The organism is Bifidobacterium sp. KRGSERBCFTRI (assembly GCF_025908335.1).
Genome location: NZ_CP109653.1, coordinates 1,498,993 through 1,517,194, shown reverse-complemented (window position 1 = coordinate 1,517,194; position 18,202 = coordinate 1,498,993). Strand labels below are relative to the sequence as shown.

The 18,202-nt window shown below is 58.6% G+C and carries 17 protein-coding genes; 14 read left to right on the top strand and 3 right to left on the bottom strand.

The annotated features are described in order from the left end of the window. Nucleotides 1-28: 28 nt before the first annotated feature. Both OGI63_RS06490 and OGI63_RS06485 read right to left on the bottom strand, forming a co-directional pair. Nucleotides 29-1,420 (bottom strand): nucleobase:cation symporter-2 family protein, encoded by a 1,392-nt coding sequence (locus tag OGI63_RS06490; RefSeq protein ID WP_011743109.1) that lies wholly within the window; start codon nt 1,418-1,420, stop codon nt 29-31. 44 nt (nt 1,421-1,464) lie between these two features. Next, nucleotides 1,465-2,046, bottom strand: a complete 582-nt coding sequence (locus OGI63_RS06485; RefSeq protein ID WP_041777287.1) for a xanthine phosphoribosyltransferase — start codon at nt 2,044-2,046, stop codon at nt 1,465-1,467. A gap of 200 nt (nt 2,047-2,246) precedes the next feature. On the opposite strand from OGI63_RS06485, the gene OGI63_RS06480 reads away from it, so the two are divergent. The 11 genes from OGI63_RS06480 to mltG all read left to right on the top strand — a co-directional run bounded on the left by OGI63_RS06480 (nt 2,247) and on the right by mltG (nt 14,310). After that, on the top strand, nt 2,247-4,886 hold the full coding sequence (locus OGI63_RS06480) for an ATP-dependent helicase (RefSeq protein WP_011743111.1): 2,640 nt from the start codon (nt 2,247-2,249) through the stop codon (nt 4,884-4,886). A gap of 136 nt (nt 4,887-5,022) precedes the next feature. Further along, a complete protein-coding gene (locus OGI63_RS06475; RefSeq protein WP_011743112.1) occupies nt 5,023-5,421 on the top strand; it encodes a DUF4418 family protein in 399 nt (132 codons plus the stop codon). A gap of 1 nt (nt 5,422) precedes the next feature. Continuing rightward, nucleotides 5,423-6,634, top strand: coding sequence for an ABC transporter permease (locus tag OGI63_RS06470; RefSeq protein ID WP_041777498.1), 1,212 nt, complete (start codon nt 5,423-5,425; stop codon nt 6,632-6,634). Continuing rightward, on the top strand, nt 6,634-7,449 hold the full coding sequence (locus OGI63_RS06465; protein ID WP_011743114.1) for an ABC transporter ATP-binding protein: 816 nt from the start codon (nt 6,634-6,636) through the stop codon (nt 7,447-7,449). The genes OGI63_RS06470 and OGI63_RS06465 overlap by 1 nt, the downstream gene beginning before the upstream one ends. A 269-nt stretch (nt 7,450-7,718) precedes the next feature. Then, complete coding sequence (rpsD, locus tag OGI63_RS06460) at nt 7,719-8,345, top strand: 30S ribosomal protein S4 (RefSeq protein WP_003809500.1); 627 nt, start codon at nt 7,719-7,721, stop codon at nt 8,343-8,345. A gap of 143 nt (nt 8,346-8,488) precedes the next feature. Continuing rightward, nucleotides 8,489-9,163 carry a histidine phosphatase family protein gene (locus OGI63_RS06455; protein ID WP_041777288.1) on the top strand — a complete coding sequence of 225 codons (675 nt, stop codon included), beginning with the start codon at nt 8,489-8,491 and terminating at the stop codon, nt 9,161-9,163. Nucleotides 9,164-9,249: 86 nt separating this feature from the next. After that, nucleotides 9,250-9,639: a DUF948 domain-containing protein gene (locus tag OGI63_RS06450; protein ID WP_011743116.1), complete on the top strand. Its 390-nt coding sequence runs from the start codon at nt 9,250-9,252 to the stop codon at nt 9,637-9,639. Beyond that, entirely contained in the window at nt 9,639-9,875 is a 237-nt protein-coding gene (locus OGI63_RS06445; RefSeq protein ID WP_003809496.1) for a hypothetical protein, read from the top strand. The genes OGI63_RS06450 and OGI63_RS06445 overlap by 1 nt, the downstream gene beginning before the upstream one ends. An 88-nt stretch (nt 9,876-9,963) precedes the next feature. After that, nucleotides 9,964-12,642 (top strand): alanine--tRNA ligase, encoded by a 2,679-nt coding sequence (gene alaS, locus OGI63_RS06440; RefSeq protein WP_003809495.1) that lies wholly within the window; start codon nt 9,964-9,966, stop codon nt 12,640-12,642. A 10-nt stretch (nt 12,643-12,652) separates the two neighbouring features. Further along, nucleotides 12,653-13,108: a Holliday junction resolvase RuvX gene (gene ruvX, locus OGI63_RS06435; protein ID WP_003809494.1), complete on the top strand. Its 456-nt coding sequence runs from the start codon at nt 12,653-12,655 to the stop codon at nt 13,106-13,108. A gap of 14 nt (nt 13,109-13,122) precedes the next feature. Then, entirely contained in the window at nt 13,123-14,310 is a 1,188-nt protein-coding gene (mltG, locus tag OGI63_RS06430) for an endolytic transglycosylase MltG (RefSeq protein WP_011743117.1), read from the top strand. A gap of 12 nt (nt 14,311-14,322) precedes the next feature. Here the strand turns inward: mltG and OGI63_RS06425 are convergent, their stop codons facing one another. After that, the gene (locus tag OGI63_RS06425; RefSeq protein ID WP_041777499.1) at nt 14,323-14,793 is read right to left on the bottom strand and encodes a prepilin peptidase; all 471 of its coding nucleotides are present in this window, start codon (nt 14,791-14,793) and stop codon (nt 14,323-14,325) included. Nucleotides 14,794-14,842: 49 nt separating this feature from the next. On the opposite strand from OGI63_RS06425, the gene aroC reads away from it, so the two are divergent. The 3 genes from aroC to OGI63_RS06410 are packed head-to-tail and all read left to right on the top strand — an operon-like array spanning nt 14,843 to nt 18,159. After that, entirely contained in the window at nt 14,843-16,036 is a 1,194-nt protein-coding gene (gene aroC, locus OGI63_RS06420) for a chorismate synthase (RefSeq protein ID WP_011743119.1), read from the top strand. 17 nt (nt 16,037-16,053) lie between these two features. Continuing rightward, complete coding sequence (locus OGI63_RS06415; protein WP_041777289.1) at nt 16,054-17,673, top strand: bifunctional shikimate kinase/3-dehydroquinate synthase; 1,620 nt, start codon at nt 16,054-16,056, stop codon at nt 17,671-17,673. 36 nt (nt 17,674-17,709) lie between these two features. Then, nucleotides 17,710-18,159, top strand: a complete 450-nt coding sequence (locus OGI63_RS06410) for a type II 3-dehydroquinate dehydratase (protein WP_011743121.1) — start codon at nt 17,710-17,712, stop codon at nt 18,157-18,159. Nucleotides 18,160-18,202: the final 43 nt, after the last annotated feature.

Here is an 18,202-nt window from a genome sequence, read left to right as displayed (position 1 = left end):
TATGCGGACGATGCCGATATTAGGGAAATCAGGCCTCCTGATGCTGAGGAGCGGACAGGAAGTGCTCCTCGCTAGGCAGAACGGCGTTGAGAATCACAGCCACCACGAACGACACCGCGATGCAGTTGGAAGCGAAGATGGACTGGAACAGCGCCGGGAAGTTGGCGAAAATGTCGCCGACCTGGGTGAAACCGATGCCAATGGTCAGGCTCAACGCGGCGATGGTGATGTTGCGCTGCGTGTAACCGGCCTCGGAAATCATCTGGAATCCGGACAGGATGATATTGCCGAACATCATGATGGTGCAGCCGCCAAGCACAGCCTGCGGCAGGGAGTTGAAGACCTCTGCAACGGCCGGAACGAAGCTGGCGAGCACCAAAATCAGACCGCCGGAAAGAATCACCTTGCGGTTGACCACCTTGGTCATCGCCACCAGACCGATGTTCTGCGCGAACGAAGTCAATGGCAGGCAGCCGAACAAACCGGACACGGAGGAGATTAAGCCGTCGCCGGCAATAGCTCCGGCGGTTTCCTTGTCGGTGGGTTGACGGTCGAGACCGACCTTGGTAAGCGCCGCTGTGTCGCCCAACACCTCAACCGAGGAAACGACATACAGCAGAGCGAAGGAGATAATCGCACCCGGATCAAACTCAAGCTTGAACGGCATGAAATGCGGCACCGACACGACCTGCAGATTGGCGAAACCGGAGAAATCGACCTTTCCCATGAAAATCGCGACCACATAGCCCACGACAAGGCCGAACAGCACGGAAAGCTGCTTGGCGGTGCCCTTCATGAGCAGCTGGAACGCAAGGCAAGCCACCAGCGAAATCAGGCCAAGCGTCAGATTCTGCCAGCTGCCGAAATCCTTCGCGCCGGAACCGCCGCCGAAGCTCGTGGCGCCGACGGACAGGAGCGAAAAACCAATCGAGGTGACGACAATCGCGGAAACGATCGGCGGGACGAAACGACGCCAATACTTGGCCGTCAAACCAAGCACGACCTCCAACAGGCCGCCAAGCACCACGGCGCCGGCGACTGCGCCATAACCCTGATGCTGCGCGATCGACATGGCGGCCGCGACGTAGGTGAAGGAAATGCCGGTGACCATCGGCAGACGGGAACCAATCAGCCACACACCGTACAGCTGCAGGCAGGTGCCGAGACCTGCGACCAGCAGGCCGGCCTGAATGATGGCGGCGGACTGCGCGGCATCCATCTTGGCGGCCGTGGCCACCAGGAAGATAGGCGCGAGATTCGCCACGAACATGGCCATGACGTGCTGCAGGCCGAACGGAATGCCCTTCCAGAACGACACCGGTGCGTCAAGACTGCTCAACGCCTCAAAAGACACGCCTTTTTTAGTGTCTTTTGCCTTCGTCTTTTTTTCGGTTTTCTCTGTGTTCTTCTCTTCGCTCAACTGTTACATCCTCTCTTATAATCGTTTGAGCGTGCTGAAAAAAATCAGGAGCGGAATTCGATGGTGCCGTTTTCCGGATCCATCGATTCGACGATTGCCAGGGAATCGACGTCGTACCCTTCCTCACGCAGCTGGTCGCCACCGCCTTGGAAGCCCTTTTCCACTGCGATGCCGATGCCTTCCACAGTGGCTCCGGCCTCATGGCATAGCTCGATCAGGCCTTTTAACGCCTTGCCGTTGGCAAGGAAATCGTCGATCAGCAGCACGTGGTCACCTTCATTGAGATAGCGCTTGGACACGATGACAGGGAACTCCTTCTGCTTGGTGAAGGAATACACGGTGGTCGTGTACTGGTCGCCGTCAAGATTGATGGACTGCGCCTTCTTGGCGAACACCACCGGGACATTGCCGAAATGACGGGCCACGACACAGGCGATGCCAATGCCGGAAGCCTCAATGGTCAGAATCTTATCGATGGTCTTGCCCTTGAAATGCTCGGCCCAAGCGGCGCCCATATGGTCGAACAGCTCGACATCGCACTGATGGTTGAGGAACGCGTCCACTTTCAGCACATTGCCGGGTTTGACGGTACCCTGCTGCACAATGCGCTCTTCAAGCTCCTTCATGAAACCCCTTAATCTTGTCGGCCGCGAAAGCGGCATCAGATGATGGCATACGGCGAGCCGTATATAGGAGTTCAGCATACGCGCCCCAATTGACCGTGCGAGTCGGACCCCTGACCTGCTCATGTGATAAACATGAATGCTGCGAACAAATGTTTGAATATGAGCGTGCGCGAAGAAAAGAGGAATCGGTGGAACAGAGCATGGGACCTGTGATGTGCGATCCGCGGAGCCTGATAGAGGGACTCAACCCCCAACAGGAAGAAGCGGTGAAATACTACGGCCAGGCATTGCTCATCGGCGCCGGCGCAGGCTCAGGCAAGACCCGTGTGCTGACACGTCGCATCGCATGGCTGCTGGCGCATGGCTTCTGGGCAAGCAGCATCCTCGCCATCACCTTCACCAACAAGGCGGCCGCGGAAATGCGTGAACGTCTCGTGACTTTGGTCGGGCCGGAAGCCGAACATATGTGGATCTCCACCTTCCACTCCGCCTGCGTACGCATCCTACGCCGCGACGGCAAGGAAATCGGCCTTAAATCGGGCTTCTCGATTTACGACACCGCGGACAGCGAGCGACTGGTCAAACTGATCGCAGCCGACCTGAACATCGATACGAAGCGGTATACGCCACGCATGCTGCTGGGCAAGATATCCGACTGCAAGAACGCGTTGGTTTCCTGGAAAGACCAGCTGAAAAAAGCGAACTGCGATTACACCCCGGGACAGCGTGGATACCAGGTGAGCGCCGGCGACGTCGACGAACTGGTCGCCGTCGTCTACGCCGAATACCAGCATCGTCTGGCGCTCGCCAACGCAGTCGACTTCGACGATTTGATCATGCGCACCGTGGAATTGCTCCAAACCTGCCCGCAGGTGAGCGAATACTATCGGCACAGGTTCCGTTACATCTTCGTGGACGAGTATCAAGACACCAACCATGCCCAATATGTGCTCGTACGTGAATTGTCCGGCATCGATTCGGACGAACAGCCCGACCCGCAGGCGAGGGGAGCGGGCCGTGTGGGACCGAGCTGGATTACCGTGGTGGGTGATTCCGACCAATCCATCTACGCGTTCCGAGGTGCGGACATCCGTAACATCCAAGATTTCGAACAGGATTTCCCGAACGCCAAAACCATCATGCTCGAACAGAACTACCGTTCGACGCAGACCATCCTCGACGCGGCGAACGCGGTGATCGCGAAAAACGAAAACCGCAAGCCGAAGAAACTGTGGACGGCGCTTGGTCAAGGCGACAAAATCGTCGGCTATGCCGCCGACAACGCACAGCAGGAAGCCGGATGGATAGCGAACGAAATCGCACGAATCCACACCGAGGAAGACGTCGCTTACCGTGACATCGCCATCATGTACCGAGCCAACGCGCAGTCACGTTCGCTGGAAGAGGCCATGATCAACGCCAATCTGCCGTATCAGCTGGTCGGCGGCACCAAATTCTATGAACGTAGGGAAGTCAAGGACGCCATCGCGTATTTGCAGGCCATCGTGAATCCCGCGGATAATGTGAACGTGCGGCGTATCCTCAATGTGCCTAAACGAGGACTCGGCGCACGCGCGGAGGGATTGGTGGCCGGCTACGCGGACGCGCATGGCCTCACGTTCTTCGAATCCATTGAACATATGGACCAGATTGAAGGCATGACAGGCCGTACCACCAAACCGTTGGGCGCATTCCGTGATCTGATGCACGAGCTGGCCGATTTCGCCAAGGAACATGATTCGAAACCATCCGAAGTGGTGGCCGAAGTACTGGACAAAAGCGGTCTTCTGGAGGAATTGCAACGTTCCGAGGATCCGCAGGATGCTTCGCGTGTGGACAATCTTTCCCAGTTGCAGTCCGTGGCCGCCGAATTCGAGCAGAACACGCCGGATGCCACGTTGGCCGGTTTCCTGGAGACTACGGCATTGGTCGCCGACTCGGATCAGTTGCCGGGAGAGGGCGAGGATTCCGGCAAGGTCACGATGATGACCTTGCATACGGCAAAAGGTTTGGAATATCCGTATGTGTTTCTTACGGGTATGGAACAGGGCACGTTCCCGCACCAGCGTGCCATGGAGGACACCAGCGAGCTGTCCGAGGAGCGTCGTCTGGCATACGTGGGCATCACCCGTGCGAAGCGTCGGCTGTATGTGACCCGTGCGGCGGTGCGTGCCCAATGGGGGCAGGCCAATGACATGATGCCCAGCCAGTTCCTGGATGAGATTCCGGATGAACTCATCGATTGGAAACGTCGTGAGGCCGGTGTGGAGCGCATGCGCGCCAGCTGGGGAGATGACGACGAGTTCGGCGGGTGGGACGATGATGACGATTTCGGATCCACTTCCTTCGGCGGATCGATGTACGGATCGTCGACATACGGTTCCTCATCGTATGGTTCTGGTTCTCGCGGATCGCATCCCACTTATGGGTCGTCTCATGGATCGCACAGCTCGTATGGTTCCGGACGGTCCTCCTACGGCTCGGGAAGCCGCCGTTTCTCTGGCGGATCGCACTCTGGCTCGTCCTCATACGGTTCGTATGGCTCATCCCGGTCGTCATACGGCTCCGGCAAGCCCTCCGGCAAATCCGGTAAGGTCACCACGCGCCGCGCCAAGCCAAAGGATCTGACGAAATCGGCTCCGGCAAGTTCGTTGGACGGCAACAACGGATTGAGCATTTCGGATTTCCAGATAGGCGACAGAATCACCCATGACCATTACGGTTTGGGAAAGGTCATCGAAACGCAGGACAAGGGCGCGAATTCGGTGATCACCGTCGATTTCGGCACGGATGGCGTCAAACGATTGCTGCTTCGTGTGGCGCCTATTGAAAAGCTCTGACGTCTTTTTCCAATAGGCGCCCCTCGTGGCGGCGCCGTTGTGGGCTCATAACACGGATTGAGTGAAAAAACAAGTCTTTTCTTTCGGAGCATTTGTTGCGATAATCGGCGATGTTTGCTTTTCGAGAGGAAGAACCATGCCAAGAAAACTGTTCGCCGCGATATCGCAGATTGTTCTGGGCGCGCTGATTGCCATCGCCCCACAGACCTTCGCGCATGTGTGTGCCGTCAAAGACATGCCCATGGCATGCCACTACACCGCTCGGGTCGCTCTGGGACTGGGCGTCGTCATCGCATTGCTGGCAATAATCGGATTTTTCGCGCCAAGCCGGGTCAGGGCCGGATTGGATATCGCCAATGCCGTGCTGGGCGTGCTTGTCGTTCTGGTGCCGACCATGCTGGTAGGCGTATGCAGAGGCTCCATGATGCATTGCCATATGGTGACGATGCCGACGCTTATCGTATTGGGCGTGCTGCTGGCGGCGCTCGCAGCAGTCGCCGCATATCTCGATCTCAAGCCGGCAAAGCGTGGCTGACGTGCCGCATATCACCCTTGCGAAACTACCGCTGGCCAATCTGCGTCGCAAACCATTCCGCACTTCGGCGCTTGTCATTGTGGTCGTCATGCTCACTGTGGCGTTCTATGGAGGCGCGCTGCTTTCCATGAACCTGAACAACGGGTTGAACAGCATGCGGGAACGTATGGGCGCCGATCTGATGGTCACGCCGCAGAACACGAAAAACCAGGCTGAGGCGTTGCTCACGGGAAACTCTTCGAGCACGTTCTACTTCACCAATGACATTGGAGGCCAAATCGCCAAAGCGGACGGTGTGGGCGAAAGCACGGTGCAGACGTACATCTCCTCGCTTGCGGCAGCCTGCTGCGACGAAAAGGTGCAGATCATCGGCTTCAACCCCGACACCGACTTCGTCATCACTCCTTGGGTGGCTTCGCAATTCGACGGCACACTCCGTCGCGGCCAAATCATAGCAGGCGCCAGCATCAACGTGTCGGACAACAATACGGTCAAACTGTACGGTCATGAATTCCCCGTGGCCGCGCAACTGGCCGATACCGGAACGTCACTGGACAATTCCGTATTCGTGAACATGGACACGGTGCCGGATGTCGTTTCCTATTCCGCGCAGGTCGGACATGCCGCGATTCCTGAAGAATACGCCGGCAAAGCGGTATCCGCCGTGCTCGTCAAAGTCAAGGACGGATATTCCGCACAACAGGTCGCCTCGAATATCGCAAAAGCCACGGGGATCGAAAGTTTGGGATATGTGTATCCGGGCGGCATCACGGCTACGACGAAAACGAATCTCAAGGTGATCATCCGCTATGTGGCGGTGTTCATCACGGTGTTCTGGACTATGGGATTGGTCGTGATGTTGGCGGTGTTTTCGTCGGCTATGAACGAACGCAAGCGTGAATTCGCCGCGTACCGTATTCTCGGCGCCGATCGTGCGACCCTGGTGGGCATTATCGTCAAGGAATCGGCAACCATCGGAGCTATTGGAGGTGTGATCGGTGTGACCTGTACCTCGTTGGTCGTGTTTCCGTTCAGTGGTCTGATCGCTAAGGAACTTCAATTGCCGTATCTGCAGATTGGCGTCGGTAAAGTGGCGGTACTGATAGTCGTCGCTCTCCTGTTCGCCGTGCTTACGGGCCTGGTCGCATCCCTCGCCACAACGGTGCGTCTTTCCGCCCCACAGGCATACCTGACGCTGAGGGAGGGGGAGTGATGCCGGAACAGTCCATATTGGAGGTTCGTGGCCTTACCCGTGAATTCGTACGCCGAGGCAAACCTTTCCCCGCGGTGGATGATGTGAATCTCACGCTCGATCCAGGCGAATTCATGGCGATCGTCGGCCGATCCGGAAACGGCAAAAGCACTTTGCTCAATCTCGTCACGGGATTGCTGAAACCTACATCCGGTTCGATTCTGCTGGCCGGTAACGAGGTGACCACGTTAAACGACAAACAGATGTCGATTTTGCGCAACCGCACCATCGGCTTCGTCACGCAGATCCAGACACTATTGCCGAACCTCACCGCAATCGACAATGTGGTCCTTCCCGCAGTGCTGCATCGCAACCCGTCTCGGTATGAAACCGAAATCGATGAACGGACGAATGACGCACAATCACAGGAACAGACGGCGTCTTCCGTCGTGGTCGATGGCCTTCCCGACGTCATCCAACCAGCTTCGACGCAGATGGCTTCTTCATCTCAGCCCGACCATTTGACGCAACGCGCGCAACATCTGTTGGATCAACTGCTTGTAGGCGAGCTTGCGACATGCTATCCGAAGGAGCTCTCTGGCGGCGAGATGCGCCGCGTCTCCATCGCCCGAGCGTTGATGAACAAGCCGAAACTGCTGATCGCCGATGAACCGACAGGAGATCTGGATGCCGAAAGCGCCGCAATCGTCATGCGGCTGCTGCGGCAAGTAGCGGATGACGGTACCTCGGTGCTTATGGTTACCCATGATCCGGACACGCTTGCTTATGTGGACCATACCTATCGTATGGATAGGGGAGTGCTTACTCGGGCCTGACGTTTTTAAGACATGCCGATGTAGGTGAATCGGAGCATCTCGTCCGTCCCCCATGTGTATGATTAGCGATTGGTGTGCGCCCGGAAGGACGTATGCCGTCTGGAGTCTTAGCCCATCAGTGGGTCGGCGGCCATCCGTGGTGTTCTGCATTGCGGGTCAAGCCGTTCGCGCATTGCGCGAAGAAGCACTGGAGAGGCTGGCTCAGCGTATGCCGGACTTCGGCATACGTTCCGTTCAGACAACGACAGAACAAACAAAGGATTAAACCAATGACGAACGTTCAGCGTTCCCGCCGTCAGGTGCGTCTTTCCCGCGCCCTCGGCATCGCTCTGACCCCTAAGGCTCAGCGCATCTTCGAAAAGCGTCCGTATGCTCCTGGCGAGCACGGCCGCACCCGTCGCCGCACTGAATCCGATTACGCAGTGCGTCTGCGCGAGAAGCAGCGTCTTCGCGCCCAGTACGGCATCTCCGAGAAGCAGCTCCGCGCCGCTTACGAGAAGGGCACCCACACCGCCGGCCAGACCGGCAACGCCATGCTGACCGATCTTGAGACCCGTCTCGACGCTCTGGTCCTGCGTGCAGGCTTCGCCCGCACCACCGCCCAGGCTCGCCAGTTCGTGGTCCATCGCCACATCCTCGTCGATGGCAACATCGTCGATCGTCCGTCCTACCGCGTCAAGCCGGGCCAGACCATCCAGGTCAAGGCCAAGAGCCAGACCATGGTTCCGTTCCAGGCCGCTGCCGAAGGTGTGCACCGCGATGTGCTGCCGGCGGTTCCGGGCTACCTGGACGTCAACCTGCCTTCCCTGAAGGCCACCCTGACCCGCAAGCCTGAAGCCGAGGAGATCCCGGTGCAGGTCAACATCCAGTACGTGGTCGAATTCTACGCCCGCTGATCTGGATTACCATACTGTAAGAACATACAGTTTAAGGACATACAGCGAAAGCCTCGCAGCCGTTACGGTTGCGAGGCTTCTCGTTTTTTATGGCGTTTCCGGCGGCATGTCGTTTGGCTGATTCCACAGGTACCATGGAAACCATGTTGCTTCATCTTCATCTGGTCCGTCACGGACAGACGTTTTTCAACCGATATAACAGACTCCAGGGATGGTCGAATTCCCCGTTGACCGATGCGGGACTTGCCGATGCGGACAAGGCCGCTGCCAAACTCCGGGACATTGAGTTCGCCGCGGCATACTGCTCCGACACCACACGCGCCCAGGTGACGGCACAACGGATCCTCGATGCGAACGAAGCCGCAGGACACGTTCGTCCGTCACTGGTCAGCGACATGCATTTCCGTGAGCAGTTCTACGGTTATTTCGAGGGACAGGACATGTCCGTCGCATGGACCGCTGCCGGTGGTCCCCATGGTGCGAAGAACTACAACGACATCGTCCGCAAATACGGGCTTGCCGCCACCCGCGACTTTCTCAAAGAAGCCGATCCGTTCCATGACGCCGAATCCGATAACGAGTATTGGCATCGTGTGGAGGACGGCTTCGCTTTGATTGCGGACAACCCTCGGCTTAAGAACGGCGACCACGTGCTGCAGATCTCCCACGGCAATACATTGTTGAGCCTTATGCACCGATTCGCCCCGGAAGGATACGATTTGAGCGAACGTCCGGCCAACGGTTCGGTGACCTGCCTTGATTTTGACACGAACGAACCCATGGACCGCGCGGTGAGTGTGGTCTCGTACAACCAGTGAACGTATTTGCCACAGTCGTGGCTTTTTACTAGTCTTATGCGGGTATTGTGTTCGCGGGCAACCGTGGAGCTGAAAAGAGGTACAAGATGGGTGTTGGAGAGATCGCCGGTCTGATTGCGGCAATTGCATTCGCGGTGCTTGCCGGTTTCATGATCTACCCGCTGATCCGTCTCGGCAAATTGTTCGACCAGATCGCGCAGACCGTCAAAGACACCGGAGACCATGCGATTCCGGCGCTTGACGAGGGCGTGACCACGGTGCAGCAGGTGAACAAGTCCCTGGAGGATGTCAACAAGATCTCCGCCGCGGCGTCCACCACGGCCAATAATGTCGGCGCGCTGACTGATCTATATGGATCGTTCTTGGGCAAGCCCGTCATCAAGGTTGCGTCCGCCACCTATGCGTTGAAGTCCACTGTGCAGTCTTTCTTGGCTAAGAGAGACGTCAATCACGCGGCAGGCAATAAGGGGGAGTGATGTTCAAGCGTCTTTTCTGGGTCTCCATCGGCGTGGGCATCGGTGTCGTCGCTGTCACAAAAGCGCAGGCATACGTTAAAGCCAACACACCGGACACCGCCCGCCAATTCCTGCTTGGTCCCGACCAGGACCATGTGACCATGCGCACGCTTGAAGGTCTGGTCAATGAGTTCAATGCCACGCGTCGAGCCCGCGAGGCTGAACTTAACAGCAAATATGCGGCGCGGAACGAGTAGTCGTTTTCCGCCCGACAGATACGCTCAAGCAACCAATCACACGTTTGGAAGGCATCAGGCCTCCAACAACAAAGGAGCTCAAATCCACATGCGCACTTCTGAAATCGCGAAGCGCTTTCTTGACTATTTCGAACAGCACGATCATCTTGTCGTTCCTTCGGCATCGTTGATTTCTCCGAACCCGACCACTCTGTTCACCATCGCTGGCATGGTCCCGTTCATCCCGTACCTCATGGGTGAGCAGACCCCGCCGAAGCACCGCATGGCTTCCAACCAGAAGTGCGTGCGTACTCTGGACATCGACGAGGTCGGCAAGACCACCCGTCACGGCACGTTCTTCCAGATGCTTGGCAACTTCTCCTTCGGTGATTACTTCAAGGAGGAGGCCATCCACTATGCGTATGAGCTGCTGACCACCCCGCAGGACAAGGGCGGCTACGGCTTCGATCCGGAGAAACTGTGGATGACCACTTTCACCGACGACGAGGAAGCCCGCTCGATGTGGAAGAACGAAGGCGTCGATCCTGAACATATCCAGATCATGGGTATGGAAGATAACTTCTGGACCACCGGTGGCCCTGGCCCTGGCGGTCCGTGCTCCGAAATCTATGTAGACCGTGGTCCAAAGTACGGTGTCGAAGGCGGCCCGATCGCCGACGAGAACCGTTACATTGAGATTTGGGATCTCGTGTTCGAAAACTACGAGGTCGACAACGTCAAGTCCAAGACCGACCTGCATATCGTCGGCGAGCTTGAGAACAAGAACATCGATACCGGCGCCGGTCTGGAACGTCTCGCCTATCTGATGCAAGGCAAGCAGAACATCTATGAGACCGACGAGGTCTTCCCGGTCATCGAAGCCGCGCAGAAGCTTTCCGGCCGCACCTACGGCGATGACGAGGCCATGGACGTGCGTTTCCGTATCGTGGCCGACCACGTGCGTTCCGCGCTGATGATCATGTCCGACGGCGTCCGTCCGTCCAACAACGGCCGTGGCTATGTGCTGCGCCGCCTGCTGCGTCGAACCGTCAAGGCCATGCGCGAGCTCGGCGTGACAGAGCCGGTCATGCCGACCTTGCTGCCGACCTCCAAGGCCGCGATGGAACCGAGCTATCCGGAGCTTAACGACACCTTCCACGACGTGTCCGAAGCCGCCTACGGTGAGGAGGACGCGTTCCGCCGCACGCTCGAATCCGGCACCGAGATCTTCGACATGGCCGTGACGAAGGCCAAGCAGGGCGGCTCGGACCTCGTGTCCGGCGAGGATGCCTTCAAGCTGCACGACACTTACGGCTTCCCGATTGAAATCACGCTCGAAATGGCCGCCGACCAGGGCGTGAAGGTGGATGAAGCCAAGTTCCGCGAGCTGATGGCCGAACAGAAGAGCCGTGCCCGTGCGGACGCGCTGAAGAAGCGCCACAACGTGGATTTGTCCGTCTATGACGACTTCAAGAAGACCCTGCTCCAGCCGATCGACTTCCTTGGCTACACCGACATGTCCGCACGTGCCAAGGTTCTGGGCATCATGCAGGAGGGCAAGGGTTCCGTTCCCGCCGTCACCGGCCCGGCCAACATCGAGGTCATCCTCGACCGCACGCCGTTCTACGCGCAGGCCGGAGGCCAGCTCGCCGATCAGGGCGAGATTCTGTCCGACGATGGCGCGGTGCTTGAGGTCGACGACGTGCAGAAGCCGATCAAGGACCTTATCGTCCACCAGTGCCGTCTGACCGAAGGCACGCTGGTTGTGGGCGCCGAAGTCAACGCGAACATCGATCTCGAGCGCCGTGGAGCCATTGCACGTTCCCACACCGCCACCCACATGGTGCACAAGGCGCTGCGTGAGGAACTTGGTCCGCAGGCCACCCAGCGTGGCTCCGAAGACGCTCCGAACCGTCTGCGCTTCGATTTCCAATGGTCCAGCGCCCCCAGCAAGGACGCCATGAACGCCGTCGAAGCCCGCGTCAACGAGAAGCTTCGTGAGAACCTTGCCGTCACCACTCAGGAAATGAAGTTCGATGACGCCATCGCTCTTGGCGCCATGCATCTGTTCGGCGAGAAGTACGGCGACATCGTGCGTGTGGTGTCCATCGGCGAGGACGGCTGGAGCCGCGAGCTCTGCGGTGGCACCCATATCGACCACGTCGGCAAGATCGGCGCCATCAACATCATGTCCGAGGCGTCTATCGGTTCCGGCGTGCGCCGCGTGGACGCGGTCGTCGGCCAGGGCGCGTATGAGTTCAACGCCCGCGAGCACGCGCTGGTTTCCCAGCTTTCCGACATGGTCAACGCCCGTCCCGACGAACTCGCCGAGCGTGTGAACATGCTGCTTGCCAAGCTCAAGGAATCCGACCGTCGTCTTGCCGCAATGTACGAGTCCCAGCTTGCGGCCTCTGTGCCGACGCTGGTGGCTGAGGCCAAAGCTTCCTCGGCTCCGGTCAAGGTCGCCAAGAAGAACGTTGGACATTTCGGCTCCTTCGACGCGCTGCGCAAGACCGTGCTCGACGTGCGCGGCCAGCTCGGCGAAGATGCTCCGGTCGTGGTGGCTCTTGCCGGCATGAACGAGGACGGCAAGCCCATGGTCGCCGTGGCAACCAACGAAGCGGCACGCAAGCAAGGCATCAAGGCTGGTGATCTGGTCCGTGGCGCTTCCAAGGTTCTTGGCGGTGGTGGCGGCGGCAAGCCGGACTTCGCACAGGGTGGCGGCGCGGACGCCACCAAGATCGACGAGGCACTTGAGGCATTGGCCGGCCAGGCTCTGAAGGGCTGATTCTCCAAGCATGGTTTGGCTTGGTATCGATCTGGGTGATGCTCGGGTCGGACTTGCGTTGTCCGATCCCGAGCTCACCCTCGCACATCCCATAGGCAATATTCAAGTGTATGGGGATTCTTTCCGCGCGTTGGATGAAGTCATCGACGTCATTGGGGACGAGTCGGTGGACCATGTGGTGATTGGCCTGCCGTTGCTGCTGAACGGCGAAGAGGGGAAAAGCGCCAAAAAAGCGAGACGCTGGTCCGTCAATCTTGAAAAACGACTGCATGCGGCCGTGGAGGATGAATCATATTCGGTGACGCGGGTTCCCACCATTGAATTGGTGGATGAGCGTCTGACGACAGTGACCGCACATCATCAGTTGTTCGATGCGCGCATCGGCGGACGCAAGCACCGTCCGATGGTCGACCAGCAATCTGCGGTGGTGATTTTGCAGACGGCGCTCGACCGAAGCAGAGAGTAAGGGGAGAGAGACCTTTGACCGATAATCTGAACGATTTTTTCTCCGATAACGCGCAGTGGGTCGATGATACGTCAGCGGGCTCGTCATTCGATGCCGCGTTGCCGCCGCAACCGCCGAAATCGCGACGCGACATGCGTAAACGACGTGAGCAACAACGTCGTCGTCGCTATGTCACAATCATCGCGGCTGCCGTCGTTGTCATTCTTGTCGTCGTCGGCGGCTTTTTCGGCGTGCGCATGGTTAAACATCTCAGGCAGATGAACGCCAACGGCTCGCAAATCCAGATTGAGGATTACACCGGTTCGGGAGACAAAGACACGACGTTCACCGTGGAAACCGGACAAGGCGCAGCCGAAATCGCACGAAATCTGGTCAAGGCGGACATCGTCAAATCCGAATCGGCGTTCACCTCCGCAGTCGCGGCCGCCGGCGCGACGCTTTACCCGGGTTCGTACGCGTTGAAGACGCATATGAAGGCGGCCGATGTCGTCAAGATCCTGTCCGACCAAAGCAAGGCCGGCGGTTTCGCCGAAGTCAAGGCCGGCGAACGGGTGTCCGATGTCATCGCCAACGCGGCCAAGATGTCAGGCAAGGACGTGTCCGAATTCCAAGCGGTCATCGACGGTGGCGGCGCGGGCATTCTGCCAGATGAAGCGGGTGGCAAATTCGAAGGATGGCTTGAGCCCGGATCCTACAGCGTCCAGGACAAGTCCGCCAAGGACATCCTCAAGGAAATGGTCACGGCACGCGTCAGCAAACTGGACACATTGGGCGTGCCAGATGGAAGCGAACGCGAACGTATCATGAACATCGCGTCCATCGCCGAATCCGAGGCATGCAATCCTGACGATTACGGTAAGGTGGCGAGGGTCATCCTGAACAGAATCGACCAGGACATGCCGTTGGGCATGGACAGCACCGTTGCCTACGGGTTCAACACCACAGGCAGCAAGCTGACAGACGAGCAGCTTGAGGATGGAAGCAACCCGTACAACACTCGCGTGAACAAAGGACTTCCTCCGACGCCGATCAGCAATCCCGGCGATTCCGCTATCCAAGCCGCGATGAATCCTCCGGAAGGCAAATGGCTGTACTTCGTCACCACCAACCTCAAGACCGGCGAGACGAAGTTCGTGGAAACCGAAGACGAATTCTGGAAGATTCGCGACGAATACAAAAGCAACAACGCGAATGCCAACTGACGGTATCACGCATTAACACAACGCGTGCATCGCGATGCTTATCGCCCCGGCCACGACAATGGTCGGGGCGAACGGCGTCTTACCGGCGAATCGCGTATGCTTCTGCGGGTCGAACCGTGTCCAAATCGCAAGCCACAGCAGCCCCAGCACACTAATCGCAAACCACCAGAACATCACTGGAAACAGGCCGAACATGCCTACGGCCAAGCCGATAAGCAACGTCGTGGTGACGTCGCCGAATCCCAAAGCCCCTGGCTTGATGAGCGCAAGCGCACATTGCAGCACGGCGGATAACGCGGCGAACAACAGAGCCTGCAATGCCAGAAACAGTGAATTAACGGACAACGCATACGTGATGTCCACAATGACCTGCGCCAAACACCCTACGGCGATCCACATGCGTGGAATGCGTCGTGCCCGGATATCCTCAACGCTGACGGCCATTCCACAGAGCAGACTCGGCAGGCAAATCATGTACCACATACCGTTAAGATAGTCCACGAATCGTATTTGGCAGAAAAGGAGTGTTGGCATGTTGCGCTGGCAGACAGCAGGTGAATCGCACGGCGAAGCGCTTGTCGCCATGATCGAGGGGCTGCCTGCGGGCATCCACGTCACTACTGAGGATATCGTCGGCGCATTGGCACGCCGACGTCTCGGATATGGCCGTGGTGCGCGCATGAAATTCGAACAGGACAAGGTCCGCATGCTCACCGGTGTGCGTTTCGGCGAGACCATCGGCTCTCCCGTCGCCATCGAGATCGCCAATACCGAATGGCCGAAATGGACCGAGGTGATGAGCGCCGATCCGCTTGACCATGACATTCCGCGCGAAGGCCGCAACGCGCCGCTATCCCGTCCCCGTCCGGGGCATGCCGATCTGACTGGCATGCGCAAGTACGGTTTCGACGACGCCCGTCCAGTGCTGGAACGTTCCAGCGCACGTGAGACCGCGTCGCGTGTGGCCTTAGGCGAGGTCGCCAAGCAGTTCCTTGAGCAGACGTTGGGCATACGTACCGTCTCCCATGTGCTGTCAATCGGTGGTGCTGGCATCACCGACCCGCAGAATGCGGTGCTGCCGAAGCCTGAGGACCTCGAAGCATTGGACGCTTCGCCGGTGCGCACATTGGATAAGACGGCCGAACAGCAGATGATCGCACGCATCGACGAGGCCAAGGAGAACGCCGATACCTTAGGCGGCGTGATCGAGGTCGTGGTATACGGCGTTCCGGCTGGAATCGGCACGTACGTTGAATCGGACCGCAGGCTGGACGCGGCATTGGCCAGTGCCGTCATGGGCGTCCAGGCCATCAAGGGCGTGGAGATCGGGGACGGTTTCCTTGAGGCGATGCGTCCTGGCTCCCAGGCGCACGACGAAATGGCGGTTGGCGACGATGGCCGCATCACACGTCTGAGCAATCGTGCGGGCGGAATCGAAGGCGGCATGTCCAACGGCCAGCCGATTGTGGTGCGTGCCGCGATGAAGCCGATTCCATCCATTCCAAAGGCGCTTCGCACCGTCGACGTCACCACCGGCGAGGCGGCCCAGGCCATCAACCAGCGTTCCGACAACACCGCCGTTCCCGCGGCGGCCGTCGTGGCCGAGGCGATGGTGCGCCTCACCATCGCGCAATACGTGCTGGAGAAGTTCGGCGGCGACAGTGTGGCCGAAACCAAGCGCAACGCCGAATCCTATGTGGCGTCCTGGCCGGAGCACATGAGGTGACCGATTCGATGGCTGGAATGCGTAGACCCGTCGCCGTCATCATCGGCATGATGGGCGCGGGCAAGACCCGCGTCGGCAAGGAAGTGGCGCAGATGATGCAACTGCCGTTCGCCGACGCCGACAACGAGATCGAACATGACGCGGGAATGAAGATTCCCGAATATTTCGAAAGGTACGGCGAACCGGAGTTCCGTAAGCTGGAAAGCGACGTTGTGCTTGACATGCTGGAGGATTTCGACGGCATCTTCTCCTTGGGCGGGGGCGCTCCAATGACCCCGTCCATCCAGCAGGGGCTCGCCGAATACATCGCCGACGGCGGCAAGGTCGTGTATTTGATGGCCGATCCGAAGGAAGCCATGGAACGCGCCAACCGCGGCGGCGGCCGTCCGATGCTCAACGGCGACGCCAACGAGCGTTGGAAGAAGTTGTACAAGGAACGCGACCCGGTGTTCAGACGCGTGGCCAATGTGCAGGTGCGCACCCACGGACAAACCCCGCAAGTGGCCGCGAGAAAGCTGATGGAAATGATCGATCAACGTATCGTCCACGTCACCGGATTCACCATCGAACCATACGATGTGTGCATAGGCGAAGGTGTGATGAGCCAGCTTGCGCAGGTGTTGGGAGACGAGCCCGCCAAAGTGGCATTGATTCACACCCAGCCGGTGCAACGGCATTCCGACCGCGCGCGCACGCTGTTGCGCCAGTCCGGTTATGACGTGCACGACATCGTCATTCCCGATGCTGAAGCCGGCAAGACCATCGAAGTGGCCAACGGCATCTGGCAGCGTCTGGGGGAGGAAGGCTTCACCCGTTCTGATGCGATTGTCGGTCTCGGCGGTGGCGCAGCCACCGATCTGGCCGGTTTCGTGGCCGCCACATGGATGCGTGGCATCCGCTACGTCAACTGCCCGACCTCGCTGCTGGCCATGGTCGACGCCTCCACCGGCGGCAAAACCGGCATCAACACTCCACAAGGCAAGAACCTCGTCGGCTCGTTCTATACGCCGGCCGGCGTGCTCGCCGACATGGGAGCACTCGCCTCGTTGCCGAACGACATCTTCATCGAAGGTCTGGGCGAAGTGGCGAAATCCGGTTTCATCATGGATCCGGAGATTCTGCGCATGCTTGAAGACCATGCCGACGAGCTGCGCTCGTTCGACGGTTCGACGTTCCTTGACTCCGATCTGAAGGATGTGGTCGCCGAACTCATCGAACGTACCGTGACGGTGAAGGCGTACCATGTGTCCGCCGACCTCAAAGAAGCCGGATTGCGTGAATTCCTCAACTACGGACATACGCTTGGCCATGCCATCGAAAAACTCGAACACTTCCGCTGGAGGCACGGCAACGCCGTCGCCGTCGGTTGCGTCTATGCGGCCGAACTGTCCCATCTGCTCGGCTACATCGACCAGGATCTGGTCGACTACCATCGTTCGCTGCTCGGCTCGCTCGGCCTGCCGACATCATGGAACAATGGCAGCTGGGATGATGTGCTGGCGCTCATGCACCGAGACAAGAAGGCCCGCGGCAACAAACTGCGTTTCGTCATACTCGGCTCGCTCGGCCATCCCATCCACCTCGAGGATCCGCCGGCGGACGCCGTCGAGGAGGCGTTCCGACGCATCCAGCGGTAGGACGCAATCGCAAGAACGAACACAAAAGGAAGCAATATGACCAAAGTAGTGGTTGTCAACGGACCGAACCTCGGCCGTCTCGGAGTGCGCCAGCCTGACGTATACGGCAAGCAGGATCTTGAGACCCTGCGCAAACTGTGCACCGAATGGGGTCATGAACTGGGGCTTGACGTGGAAGTGCGTCAAAGCGACGACGAGGCCGAGATGATTCATTGGATGCATCAGGCCGCGGACGAAAAAACGCCGATCGTCATGAACCCTGCCGCCTTCACCCATTATTCCTATGGACTCGCCGACGCGGCGTATATGGTCATCGATGAAGGTCTGCCGCTTATGGAGGTGCATATCTCCAACCCGTCCGCACGCGACGAGTTCCGCAAGCGTTCCGTGATCTCTCCGGTGGCCACCGGCACCATCACCGGCATGGGATTCTATGGCTACAAGCTGGCAATCGAAGCGGTTGCGCACTTGTTGGAAGAACGCTGACATCGACATTCCGTCATGGATTCAGCCGGATGCCTGTCTTTAA